General features: G+C 36.7%; 12 protein-coding genes and 1 riboswitch. Of the genes, 2 read left to right on the forward strand and 10 right to left on the reverse strand.

Annotated elements, in window-relative coordinates; genetic code table 11:
• Positions 1-120: 120 nt before the first annotated feature.
• Positions 121-3,237, reverse strand: a complete 3,117-nt coding sequence (locus ABC228_RS14450) for an OmpL47-type beta-barrel domain-containing protein (protein ID WP_345825865.1) — start codon at positions 3,235-3,237, stop codon at positions 121-123.
• Positions 3,238-3,449: 212 nt separating this feature from the next.
• Between ABC228_RS14450 and ABC228_RS14455 the strand changes: the two genes are divergently transcribed.
• Entirely contained in the window at positions 3,450-5,024 is a 1,575-nt protein-coding gene (locus tag ABC228_RS14455) for an alpha/beta hydrolase (protein ID WP_345825866.1), read from the forward strand.
• A 108-nt stretch (positions 5,025-5,132) separates the two neighbouring features.
• Here the strand turns inward: ABC228_RS14455 and ABC228_RS14460 are convergent, their stop codons facing one another.
• The 7 genes from ABC228_RS14460 to ABC228_RS14490 all read right to left on the reverse strand — a co-directional run bounded on the left by ABC228_RS14460 (position 5,133) and on the right by ABC228_RS14490 (position 9,655).
• Positions 5,133-5,948: a MetQ/NlpA family ABC transporter substrate-binding protein gene (locus ABC228_RS14460; protein ID WP_345825867.1), complete on the reverse strand. Its 816-nt coding sequence runs from the start codon at positions 5,946-5,948 to the stop codon at positions 5,133-5,135.
• Positions 5,949-6,038: 90 nt separating this feature from the next.
• Positions 6,039-6,707: a methionine ABC transporter permease gene (locus tag ABC228_RS14465; RefSeq protein WP_345825868.1), complete on the reverse strand. Its 669-nt coding sequence runs from the start codon at positions 6,705-6,707 to the stop codon at positions 6,039-6,041.
• Positions 6,700-7,722: a methionine ABC transporter ATP-binding protein gene (locus tag ABC228_RS14470; protein WP_345825869.1), complete on the reverse strand. Its 1,023-nt coding sequence runs from the start codon at positions 7,720-7,722 to the stop codon at positions 6,700-6,702. Before ABC228_RS14470 ends, ABC228_RS14465 begins: the two co-directional genes overlap by 8 nt.
• 97 nt (positions 7,723-7,819) lie before the next feature.
• A riboswitch (SAM riboswitch) is annotated at positions 7,820-7,932 on the reverse strand.
• A gap of 80 nt (positions 7,933-8,012) precedes the next feature.
• Positions 8,013-8,327 (reverse strand): thioredoxin family protein, encoded by a 315-nt coding sequence (locus ABC228_RS14475; RefSeq protein ID WP_345825870.1) that lies wholly within the window; start codon positions 8,325-8,327, stop codon positions 8,013-8,015.
• Positions 8,328-8,346: 19 nt separating this feature from the next.
• Entirely contained in the window at positions 8,347-8,700 is a 354-nt protein-coding gene (locus ABC228_RS14480) for a toprim domain-containing protein (protein WP_345825871.1), read from the reverse strand.
• 138 nt (positions 8,701-8,838) lie between these two features.
• A complete protein-coding gene (gene gcvH, locus ABC228_RS14485; protein WP_345825872.1) occupies positions 8,839-9,222 on the reverse strand; it encodes a glycine cleavage system protein GcvH in 384 nt (127 codons plus the stop codon).
• 70 nt (positions 9,223-9,292) lie between these two features.
• Complete coding sequence (locus ABC228_RS14490; RefSeq protein WP_345825873.1) at positions 9,293-9,655, reverse strand: arsenate reductase family protein; 363 nt, start codon at positions 9,653-9,655, stop codon at positions 9,293-9,295.
• Positions 9,656-9,790: 135 nt separating this feature from the next.
• Here ABC228_RS14490 and ABC228_RS14495 point away from each other — a divergent pair, with 135 nt between their 5' ends.
• The gene (locus ABC228_RS14495) at positions 9,791-10,336 is read left to right on the forward strand and encodes a VanZ family protein (protein WP_345825874.1); all 546 of its coding nucleotides are present in this window, start codon (positions 9,791-9,793) and stop codon (positions 10,334-10,336) included.
• A 39-nt stretch (positions 10,337-10,375) separates the two neighbouring features.
• Here the strand turns inward: ABC228_RS14495 and ABC228_RS14500 are convergent, their stop codons facing one another.
• Positions 10,376-12,160 (reverse strand): acyl-CoA dehydrogenase family protein, encoded by a 1,785-nt coding sequence (locus ABC228_RS14500; protein WP_345825875.1) that lies wholly within the window; start codon positions 12,158-12,160, stop codon positions 10,376-10,378.
• A 52-nt stretch (positions 12,161-12,212) separates the two neighbouring features.
• On the reverse strand, positions 12,213-13,388 hold the full coding sequence (locus ABC228_RS14505; RefSeq protein WP_345825876.1) for an acetyl-CoA C-acetyltransferase: 1,176 nt from the start codon (positions 13,386-13,388) through the stop codon (positions 12,213-12,215).
• Positions 13,389-13,400 lie beyond the last annotated feature (12 nt).

Raw genomic sequence — 13,400 nt, forward strand, 5'->3', positions numbered from 1 at the left:
CCTTGCGTATACTTAATAATACTCCAAATTTGTTTTTTTACTTACTCAAACTACATAAAAAGCAACCTCTCTAGTCAGTGCCATGACAAGAGAGGTTGCTTCTATTTTCATGCTACTTAATTACCTTCTCATTCTATACCATATAGATAATGTAGCTATGGAAATTAGTAGCATGGTTCCCACAACCACCTTCCACTCTAAATGTGTAGAGGTATTAGATGGCTGTTCTTTTTCAATTTCATCTTTCTTACTTGGTTGCGCAATATTTTCCATTGCTTTATTTTTTCTATCTTCTACAATTGGAATAGCTGTTAGCGACTCATTATCATTTACATCAGCCAAACCAGCATTTTCTTTTTCATAATCAACTACATTATCTTCGTTTACAGACATATCTATTATATTTATTGATATAGTTGGGGAAATACGCTCTATTCGAAAGTTCGCTTGCGCTTCATTCCCAAGATTCCCCGTACGATCCACTGTTCTCGCATAGATGGTGTACTCTCCAGTAGCTTCTAACTTGATTGGAAACTGATACGTTTTCCAAGTACCTTTTTCACCTATACGATATTCCGTCTTAGCAACACCACTTGGCCCTGGATTTCCTGCCATTATTTTCACTTCCACCGGTTGGTTCGTCCAATCTCGACCTGACAAAGTTATTGTTGGTGCGGACGGAGTTATATTATCTATTTTTACTACAACCTGGGTTTCTTCTCCAACATTTCCGGCAACATCTAAAGTACGTGCATAAATTGTTTGCATGCCACTCTTTTCTATAGTTATAGGGGTATGATAGATTCGCCAAGTGCCATTTTCTCCTATCTTAAACTGAGTTTCAGCTATTCCACTAGGACCTGTGATACCATCTTCTATCATCACAGTTACCCCAGTGGTTGTCCATAGATTATCCGACAAACTAATCTTCGGTATTGTTGGTTTGGTTTTGTCTATTTTCACCACGGAGTGTGACTCTTCTCCTACGTTTCCTGCATTATCTATTGTACGTGCATAAATATTATGCACGCCAGATTCTTCTATGGTAATAGGAGAGTCGTAATTTTGCCATTTTCCTTTTTCTCCTATTCGATACTGTGTTTTATCTAGACCACTTAGACCAGTTTTCCCATCCTCTATTTCTAATTCCACTGGACCATTTGTCCATTCCCTAGAAGGATTCCGGATAATAATTGGCTCTTCTGGATCCATATCTATTTCGAATTTGACATTACCTATTTCATTTGAATATTCACAGCCATTACTTGCTTTCCACTTAAAATCAGTAATGCCACTCCAAGCATGCGGTGGCATAAACATCAGTTCATCTATATCTGCAAAAGGAATGGACTGGTTCACCGTCACTTCCTCTCCTTTAAAAATAAGTAAACCATATTCTGGTAGACTTTCAATTTTTATAGCATCAATCTCAGTGTTATCTTCATTTATATAATGAAAATCTTGTTTTTGAAAATAATAAGGCTGCTCAATCCACCCAGAAATCAGATGATCTTTTGGTGCAGGTAGCGACTTATAAGTAATTGTTTGCTCATAATCACTAATATTTCCAGCAAGATCACGAAGTTGCATATAAACTGTCTTTTGATTATTTCCCTCCTCAGTCAAATTCCACGATTTCGATTCTACAAAATCCTCCCAATCACTCCATGTTTGATAGTCATTACTAAAGCGCATCTGAACATGGTCCGAACCACCAGTATCCTGTGCCGTTACATGTAATAAGACTGTTGTACTATTTGAATAGCTGTCTCCTCCATTTATGTTAATAGTTCCCACAGGCGCATCCTTATCAATCAAAAATGTAAGAAAGGACTTCTCATCACGTAAGGTTATTATCTCAAGTGTAATTTTTCCTGTTTGTACAAACTTCAACTGATAAGGCTCCGTATCGCGATATCCTCTAAGCATTATAGGTATCCCATTCATATTGATTGCTTTAACCCTTGGTGCGACTATTGTTGTTATATCTGTATTATAAACCCCTCCATCTATGACCCCATCTATAAGCGGATAAAGCACTAAATCTATACTGTCAGAAAAGGTGTCACTAATGTTTCCCGCCTTATCCTTTAAACGGATATAAACTGTCTTTTCTTCTTCAATAGTCGGTGCTGCTACTGTCCAATTAATGTTATTTGAGAACGGCAACCACTCATTTGGCCATTCATTTTTCTTATTCGAAATCTGCATTTCTGCTAAATTAGTATCATCGCCCTCAATTAGTAAGGCAACAGTAGGATTCTTGGTATCGGAATCTCCGTTATTGATGACAAGATTTCCTGTTGGCATCACTGTGTCCAAAATGATATTTGCTTCATAGATAGTTGGCTTAACACCATGCTGGTTGCGGAGTTGCAAATACACGGTTTTATTTCCATCATATTCGGGTATCATCCAATCCATTGTTGCGTTATAAGGAATCCAGCCAGTCACCCAACTGTCTTTATTATTTCCAAGTCTCATTTCAATTGGTCCACCATCCAAGGAACTTGCATCAATCTGCAAGTTCACATTCTTTGAATTCGTATAACCATTGCCTAGAATTGTTATCTTTCCACTTGGACGAGGGTCTGGCTTATATTTTACAATCAGCTTGGGTTCTTTGCCTGTATTTTTATAATTAAATAATACAAAATTCCGATTTTCTGTAGGATTGTCTGGGTCTATAGATTCAGTCGGTCCTCCAAAAACAAAAGCAGCTTTCTGGTGTGGAAGCTGAGACAGAATGAATGATGTAACATCAAAAGATAACGTGTTAGTGGCGTTAGTAATAGGAATCTGGTCTGCGATTTTCACGCTTTTATCTCGCTTAAACGCATCAGAAATAATGTAATTTTCAAGCCCCCAAACGTCTAAGTAAGGAGAATTTTCTACAGTATATGGTGCTTTTTGAACTTCTAATGTTATGGACTCGATTTCTCGACTTTGGTCAATATTCTCTAAAGAGAAATGAAATAAAGGTTCTTGATACACTTTATTTCCAGAACTAATCCAATAGGAATAACCCACAGCACTATACATTGTGTCTGGGCTATAACCCCAATTATATGCTTCGTCAATACCTACTTTCTCAGCATCTATACTAAAGTTTAAGCTTCTATCGGATAATATGATTTCATATATATCTTCCTCCGCTATCACTTCACTTGGGAAAATAGACTCTATAAACGACATGATTAATATGATTATAAGAAAAAGTGCTATATTTCTTTTCATTCTTTATCCTTTCCGATACCCAAAATGTACCTTTTACTTTATACTAATGGTTGAAATCGACTTAATTCACCATAATTCTTCAAGCCGAGTTAGTATATCAAAGGGAGCGTTACACGAACATAACACCAGATTGGACATTAGCACTCTCATAGATAAGAAAAGTCTATTATACTTATTAAACTGTATAAATTAGCTTGCAAAGGAGGGGACATATGCCTTTTATTAGTGTAGATAATAGAAACGTACATTATCAGTTTCAAGAGTCTCAATCAACATCCAAAATAAATGAAACACTTATTCTCATTCATTCAAATGCAGTTGATTTACGTGTCTTTGATACACTACTCAAACATTTAGATTATAAAGGTTCTATTCTTCGGTACGACTTAAGAGGGTATGGGAAAAGCGAAAATGATATGTCAATTAAAAACCTAACTATCATGCGCTTTATTGAAGATTTACACGAACTGATAGAGGAGCTAGAACTTCAATCTGTACACCTTGTTGGTTGGCAGATGGGGGCATTAATTAGCATAGGCTATGCTTCACAATTTACAAGCAAAATAAAATCAATAACATTAATGTCAATGCCTTGTCACCCTCCTCATATGATTCAAAGTATACGAACCCATCGAAAGGAATTATCTGGAGGTAAACAGGAAATCCCCTTTGATTATTTAGAAGCAATGGCATCAACTTTGCCTAAGGGACATCCGGAGCTTGAAAAACTAAAGATGTATGCAAAAGGGATTGAGTTTAATTTATACGCTAAAGTGATGGATCTTACTGTTAGCGCTGATCCGATTACGCAAATTAAACATGTGTCCTGCCCTATCCTTATACTATCTGGTGCAAAGGAGGTTTTATTTCCTTTTCACTATCTGAAACTACATACTGTTCATTTGAGAAAATGTCAGCATTTAGTAATTCCAAATGCCTCTAGTCTTATCGTGCTGGATCAACCAAAACTGATAGCCCAAATTGTCAATGACTTTGTCACAGAGCAACATGATTCACCTGCTGTAACGGATACCTTCATCCGTGAAGTAGATGAATCAATGCTAGCATATGTAAGCCAAATTCAAAACGAATGGCTGCATCAGCTGCAAGCTCACAAGCAGTTACAAGTAAAAATGCTAGAACATTTTCATGTAAGCATTCAAGGTAAACCAAGTGGAAATGGTTGGAACAAAAGATTTGCAAAACAATTATTGTTTTTCCTTTTAATAAATCGATCTACAACGAGGGAGCATATTTGTGAGGCACTATGGCCAGAACTACCAATACAACAAGCCAAGGGAAATTTACGTGTATATCTATCCCATCTACGGAAACTATTAACCATTCCTGAAAGTAACTACTCATTTTTAGTGGTAAACGGCTCACATGTCTATCTTCAAGGAGAAATTAAATGTGATGCGACTACCTTGATCGAACAAATTCAAGAAGCACAGCATGAATTTACCCCTCAAAAACGGCAGAATCTTATTGATCAAATCATTCTTTCGCTTCCAAAGCGGCTTTTTGAAGAATCCCATGCCACCGACTGGTTCTTAGAATTATGTACTCAAATAGAAGAAGATTTAATTGATCTTATACTGTGGAATGTTCTTCATTATAAAAGACTAAATCAAGATATGGTTGCTATTCATCAATTAAAAAAAGCTATTCAAGTAATACCAGACATTGAACTTTATGAATGTTTAATCGAGATTTACGAAAAAGTAGGGAAAGAAGAACAGGCCTTGAAGTGGCAGAAGAGAATGCTGGAATTCGATCGTACTTGAAAAATGTTTGAATTGCTAAGCGTACAAATATGTAAATAATTTCTTTCATGTTCTCTAATCTAAAAAAACCAGTAAACGTGGATACATTTACTGGTTTTTCTACTTGCTTTAGTTATTACCACCTACAGGCACAACTGCTCCATCATAATTCTCCTTGATAAAGTTTTGAATTTCCTCTGATTGAAGTACTTCTACAATTTTCTTTAATTCCTCATTATCTTTATCCTCTGAACGTGCAGCAATAATGTTTACATAATTAGACTCTGCACCTTCGATAAATAAAGCATCCTCAAGAGGGGATAAGCCACCCTCAATTGCGTAATTGGTATTGATTGCAACAAGTGTATTTTCTTCAGAATTATAAGCTTCAATTAAAAATTCTGGGCTAACTTCACCAAATAGAAATTTAAGGTTTAATGGATTATCAACAATAACATCTTCTGTGATATTGGTTTCATCAATATCATCAGCTAAGGTAATTAATCCTTCTGCTTCAAACAATGATAAGATACGAAGATGATCTGGAACATTTCGGCTAATAATTACTTCAGTACCCTCTGGAATTTCATCAACACTAGTAATACCTTTTGAATAAATCCCCATTGGTTCTACATGAATACCACCTAAGTTAACTAAATCATATGCTTTGTCAGGATCAGTTGTTTCATCTTCAAAAAATGGAATATGTTGGAAATAATTTGCGTCGATAGTACCTTCATTTAAGTCAAGATTTGGTAAGCTATAATCGGAATACTCTTCAATTTCAATTTTTATACCTTCTTCTTCAAGAATTGGCTTAGCTTCTTCTAAAATTTCTGCATGGGGCGTACTTGTTGCACCAATTTTTATTACTTCCTCTTCATCACCACAAGCGGCCAATAAACCTACAAACAATATAGATAATACAAATAATAATTTCTTCATGAATAATATCTCCCTTTTTTTAGTTTTTGTGTCTAGCTATAAAGCGTTCAATCATTTGGAATTGCAAATGGACACTTACCTCTTTCTTTATTATCTTTTATCCATCTTATTCGTTATGAAATCACCAATAAATTGGAATATAAAAACAATAATCACAATTAGTACGGTACAAACAAATACGACATCAAAATCACGACGCATAAAACCATGGAAATAAGCAAAATCCCCTAGTCCACCTGCCCCGATAACTCCTGCAACAGCTGTATATCCTATTAAAGCAATGGCTGTGACGGTTATTCCGGAGACAAGGGCCGGCATCGATTCCGGCAACAAAACTTTAAAAATAATTGTTTTTGTTTTTGCCCCCATGGATTGCGCTGCTTCAATTACACCTTTATTTACTTCACGTAAACCTATCTCTACTAACCTCGCATAAAAAGGTGCTGAACCTATAATCAATGCTGGTAAGGCAGCATTCGGACCTCTAATTGTACCAATTAGCATCTTGGTGAATGGAATTAATAACAGAATTAATACGATAAACGGTATTGCTCTAAAAATATTTACTACGGAAGCAACAATAAGATTTACTCCTTTGTTTTGCCAAAGACCACCATTTGAAGTTAGGTATAGTAATAGTCCTAGTAATACACCAAAAATCACAGTTCCTACCAGAGCCAATAACGTCATATAGAACGTTTCTCCAGTTGCTACGATTAAATCCTCCAAAACGACATTTGGAAATAATTCCTTAAGCATGTGTCAAAACCTCCACTTCAACTGAGGTTTCTTCTTTAATAAAGCCAATGGTATTGTTTATTTCATTAGGCTCACCGTTGATTTGAACAATCAACGTACCATAAGCTCCAAGCTTGGTTTGTGTAATCTTTCCTTGTAAGATATTGACTTCTATTTGAAACTCCCTAGAAATCTTACTGATTAGTGCTTGGTTTGCAGACTCACCAACAAAATGTAATCGAACTACCAGACCACTTGAATAAACCTCTAATAACTGATTATGATCACCATCAGGATCTCCCATTACTTGCTCAACGAATTTTCTCGTAACAGGCTTATTCGGTTTTAAGAAAACATCTAATACTTCACCTTGCTCGACAACTTTTCCGTTCTCCATAACCGCAACACGATTACAAATTTTTCGAATTACATGCATTTCATGTGTAATGAGAATAATAGTCAAGCCTAATCGTTCGTTGATATCGACGAGTAAATCTAATATGGAATCCGTGGTTTCTGGGTCTAGAGCAGAGGTTGCTTCGTCACACAATAGTACCTTCGGATTATTCGCCAAAGCCCTCGCAATACCAACTCGTTGCTTCTGACCTCCGCTAAGCTGGGCAGGATAAGCATTCTCTCTTCCTTTTAACCCAACTAAATCAACTAATTCACTAACCCGTTTCTTTCTTTCTTCCATCGGTACGCCTGCGATTTCAAGTGGAAAAGCAATATTTTCACTTACCGTCCTAGACCAAAGTAAATTAAAATGCTGGAAAATCATTCCTATATCTTGCCTAGCAATTCGAAGTTTTTTTTTACTCATGGCTGTTATCTCTTCGCCATGGATCGTTATTTTACCATTCGTCGGTTCTTCTAACCGATTCAATAGCCTAATAAATGTACTCTTTCCAGCTCCACTATAACCAATTACCCCAAATATATCGCCATCATGTATGGTTAAGCTCATGTCATCTACAGCAGTAATATTTTTTTGCTTAAGCCGAAATACTTTCGAAAGTCCTTCTATCGATATCACAAACATCCCTCCTCTACCTATAATGTGTACAAAAACCAATAAAAAAACGCCTTTCTGTAAGAGAACAGAAAGACGTAATAAATTATATCTTCACGTTCTCTCATCTTTCAAAGCAAAATGCTTTGTAGGACTTGGCACCTTTTTCAAACTAAAAGTTTGAAGGTTGCCGCGGTATCATAGGGCCTTTCCCTCCACCGCTCTGGATAAGAGTTAATCATTATTCGATTTTTGATAAAACTAACTATAGCATCGTGCACTTTTTGTGTCAATACCATTCTATAAATTATTTATTATTTTTCGTTAAACAATTCAGGTTGATAGTTAAATAGATAACGATAAATATTTGGTATCGAGTGAAATGCATATACCTTCTCCTGAACTTTATTCTCCTTTTTGATGAGGAGACACGGGACACTTTCAATCTTATTATCTCGCATAAAATCAGGATACAGGGATGCATTCATCCTATAAAAAATATCCTGTTTATGTACCGATTCTATCTTATCAAGCATTGTCTTAGCCACCTGACAAGTGCCACAAAATGGTGTGTATATATAGATTAAATATTCTCGCTCTTGTAATGTATCCGTTGTAACTTCTTGCAAAAAATCACCTACTTGTAAGCTAAACTAAATAGAGAGGGTTAACAGCAATTTGCTTCCCAAGTAGCAGCATTGCTAAAATACGTTCCGGAGTTGCTGCTACCTCACGATATTCACTACTCACATAAATGTGTTCAGCATGAGGAAGCTCTAATGCAAGCTGTTTACGGAGCTTCATTCCAGAATGATCCTCGTCCACTAAAATATAAACGTCTTTTTCATCCAATTGATAGGACTCTAGCAATTCATCAAAACGCTCCACATCGAACGTTCCATTAGTACAAATAATGGTAACTTGATCGTCAATAACCTTCTCTAGTTGTTTTTTATCTGTTAATCCTTCAACTATTATCACTCGATCATTAAGATGTTTCATGATAGATCCCCCTCAGTGGTTAGAAAATAGGCGGCCGAAGGAAGAGATTGCCCGTTTTTAGCATAGCTATACATTCTCATCTGCAAATAAAGCTGACTTTAATCCTGAAAAGGTTAAAGCCAGCTTTCATGATATTTGTTAGTCTTGCTCAATAAGATTTTTATATGCTTCTGGTGAAAGTAATTTTTCAAGCTCAGATTCATCCGAAAGTTCTAATACAATCATCCAGGCATTTTCGTATGGAGATTCATTTACTGATTCAGGACTATCTTCAAGCTCGCTATTTACTTCAACAATTTTACCACTAACAGGAGCATATAACTCAGAAACTGTTTTTACAGATTCAACACTACCAAATGGTTCATCAGCTTTTATCTCTTCTCCTACTTCTGGTAGTTCGACAAACACGATATCTCCTAGCTCATCCTGTGCAAAATCTGTAATTCCAATACGCACAGTATTACCTTCTTTTTTTACCCATTCATGTTCTTGTGAATATAATAGATCGTTTGGTAAGCTCATTAATATCCCTCCGTATTTGATTGTAAATTAACTATACAAGCTAAGCTTGTATTATGCTAGTATTTTAGCTTTATTTAGTTGACCAATACTTCTGAAAGTCTTCCTCTCTAAATCCGACCGTTACTTTATTTCCATCTGTTACAATTGGTCGTTTAATGAGCATCCCATCACTTGCTAATAACGCAGCCATCTCTTCCGTAGTAGCATCCTGTATTTTCTCTTTAATATTCAATTCTCGATACTTTTTTCCACTCGTATTAAAAAATTTCTTAGCAGGAAGTTCACTCTGATTTATTAATGTTTCTAACATTTCTTTGGAAGGTGTTTCTTCCACAATATGTATGCTGTTATAGTCGACGTTATGCTCATCGAACCATTTCTTTGCTTTTTTACATGTACCACAGTTTGGATACCAGTAAAATGTAAGTGCCATAGCCACCCCTCCTTATTCACAACTATTTTACCATGATTTGTTGTGAAATATAAGATAATTAGGAGTAATTTGTCGTCTATCTAAAATTATTTTTATATACTATTGATAAGTCATATCTGGTGTTAAGGAGTCATAATGAAATACATTAATGAAATCCCTGTGTTTTTTATACTTATTTCAATAGCATGTTATGTATGGATACGTCTTATCTATTATAGGAAAAAGCCATTTAAAATCTATAAATTACGAGAGCTAGCGTTCATTATCCTAATAGCCTATGTGGAGAGCCTTCTTTATCTAACCATCTTCCCATCCACTAATATGGTATCTCAAAGTCTGGCTTCTATTAATGTTGTACCCTTTGACACAATCAATCTATATTTAAACTTCACTGGGGACAAGTCTCTATCATTCATTAATCTATTGGGAAATGTTATTGTGTTTGTTCCAATAGGGATTTTTCCTTTCCTATTTTGGAAGCGTGTTTCATTCATTCAGATAATCGTTCTCGGCTTAGGGAGTACTTTTTTCATTGAAATGATGCAGTTAATTCTATCCATAAATGGAATCATTTCGAGGAGCTTTGATGTAGATGACCTCATTCTAAACACTCTTGGTGTTATTATTGGATATTTTTTCGGGTTATTGGTAAAAGGAATCTATTACCAATTAAGAAATTAACCCCTTTACAATTTGCTGTAAAGGGGTTTTCCATTTCATTTAAACCGTATATTTCTCTGTTTCAATAATTTCAGCTGCAATTTCTCGTTTCTTCGCAATTACATTTGTAGGTGTATGTCGTGTTAATTTACGTAATGAAGAAAGCATCATACGCAAGTTGTCTCCGTCTTCCACTGCAATAAGAGTTTCTTTTGCATCCGCTTCGATACGGTTAAACGCTTCCTGTACATAAACCTGTGTATATAATAATTTTTGTTTATTTTTGTCTACACCAGATTTAGTTAGGGCCTTTTCGGTACGAAGAATTGCACTTTCCATGTTGTATACCTCTGCAACCATATCAGCAAGATTGACTAAAATTTCCTGTTCATTATCAATTTTTTGCATGTATTTTTGTGCAGCTAATCCAGCTCCTAATAGAACAATCTTTTTAGCGTTTCTTAGTAGATACTTTTCTTGTTCTAGCGGCTCTGTGCCAGGTTCCTCTGGCATAAGCATCATCAATTCTTCCTGTAAACTCATTGCCTTTTGGAATAAAGGTAGCTCTCCCTTCATGGCTTTCTTTAGAAGCGTTCCAGGAACTAATAAACGATTAATCTCGTTTGTTCCTTCAAAGATACGATTAATACGAGAGTCACGATAAATTCGCTCTACTTCGTATTCTTGCATGAAACCATATCCGCCATGCATTTGCACTGCCTCATCTGCTGCATGATCTAAAAGTTCAGTAGCCGTGTATTTATTCATAGAACACTCAATTTGATACTCGGCAATTGCACGAGCGATTTCACGACCATCTTTCAATTGTTCATCTGTTAGTGCACCCATACGCTGTTCAAAAAGACCAACTGTACGATATACAGCACTTTCATTAGCATATATTTCGGATGCAATCGTAGCCAGTTTTTCTTGTGTCAATGAAAACTTAGAAATTGGTGTATTAAACTGCTTACGTTGGTTAACATACTGTGTTGCAACTTCTAGAGCACGTTTTGCTCCACCTACACCACCGATGGCAAGCTTATAACGCCCAACGTTTAAGATGTTAAAGGCAATCACATGACCTCTGCCTTTTTCACCTAATAGATTATCTACTGGAACTTCAGCATCCTCTAGGATTAGTGTACGAGTAGAAGAAGCCTTTATCCCCATTTTCTTCTCTTCAGGTCCAGTAGAAACTCCTGGATAGTCACGTTCTACAATAAATGCAGAGAAATGCTCCCCATCAATTTTAGCGTAAACAACAAACACGTCAGCAAATGCTGAGTTTGTAATCCATTGTTTTTCACCATTTAATATATAATGAGTTCCTGCTTCATTTAACCTTGCAGTTGTCTTAGCACCTAGGGCATCTGATCCAGAACCTGGTTCTGTAAGCGCATAGGCAGCAATTAGTTCCCCAGTTGCAAGCTTTGGTAAGTATTTTTCTTTTTGTGCTTCAGTTCCAAAGAACACAATTGGAAGTGAGCCAATTCCGACGTGAGCTCCGTGTGTTATTGAAAAACCACCAGCACGTGAGAATTTTTCAGTAATTAGGGAAGAACTTATTTTATCAAGCGCAAGACCACCGTATTCTTCTGGTACATCGGCTCCTAAGAGACCAAGCTCGCCTGCTTTTTTCAATAGGGCAACAGAATGCTCAAATTCATGATTCTCTAACTTCTCCGCTACTGGCAGAACTTCACCAACAACAAAATCCTCTGTTGTTTTTGCAATCATCTTATGTTCATCAGTAAAATCTTCCGGTGTAATGATATCTTCACCTGTTAAATCTTCTACTAAAAACGAGCCACCCTTGAACAATTTTTCTTTTGTTTCACTCACAGTTAACATCCTCTCTTTTTTTAGGTTTTCATCTAATTAGCAGATTGCTAGATTACAAGAGTTCAAAAACCCCTGCTGCTCCCATTCCACCGCCAATACACATGGTGACAACACCAAATTGAACATTACGACGCTTCATCTCATAAGCTAGACTTAGTGTTAATTTTGTTCCGGTCATTCCTAGCGGATGACCAAGAGCTATTGCTCCACCATTTACGTTTACAATATTTGTATCTAAGTCAAGTGCTTGGATCACTCGAACTGATTGGGAAGCAAACGCTTCGTTTAGCTCGAATAAACCAACATCTGATATGCTTAAACCAGCAATTTCAAGTGCTTTTGGAATTGCTTTAACAGGTCCTACTCCCATGATTTCCGGTTCCACCCCTGCAACTGCAAAGGAGCGGAATTTAACTAAAGGAGTTAATCCTTCTGCTATTGCCTTTTCTCGATCCATTACTAGTACCGTTGCTGCACCATCACTCATTTGTGATGAATTTCCTGCTGTAACGGAACCTTGCACATGGAATGCTGGGCGAAGCTTGGCAAGAACTTCTAGAGATGTTTCTGCCCTTACCCCTTCATCTGTGTCAAACATAAATGATTTCTCTTCTACTTTGTTATTTTTACCGATAACTCGTTCCGTTACTTCAACTGGAACAATTTCGTCTTTGAATTTCCCTTCTGCAATAGCTTTCGCAGCACGTTGGTGACTTTGGACTGCAAAAGCATCCTGATCCGCACGAGAGATTTCAAAGCGCTTCGCAACCTCTTCAGCCGTGTGCCCCATCCCCATATAATAACCAGGCGCATCTGCTACGAGAGTAGGGTTTGGTTTAATAACATGACCTGGCATTGGTACAAGACTCATCGATTCTGCTCCACCAGCAATAATGGTGTTACTAGCACCAAGCATGATTCTCTCTGATGCATATGCAATACTTTGTAAACCAGATGAGCAATAGCGATTGATGGTAATGCCTGGAACATCATGCTTTAGTCCAGCAAGTCCGGCAATATTTCTTGCCATGTTCATTCCTTGTTCTGCTTCTGGTATTGCACAACCGATAATGACATCATCGATATTTCCAGCATAGTTTCCAGCACGTTTCAGTGTCTCTTTAATGGTTAGTGCTGCTACATCATCCGGTCTAGTATTACGTAAAGATCCTTTTTTAGCTTTTCCTACAGGGGTTCTAGCACCTGCGACAATAACTGCTTCCTTCACATTTTTTCCCCC

The organism is Ornithinibacillus xuwenensis, from assembly GCF_039614845.1.
Taxonomy (GTDB): Bacteria; Bacillota; Bacilli; order Bacillales; family Amphibacillaceae; genus Ornithinibacillus; species Ornithinibacillus xuwenensis.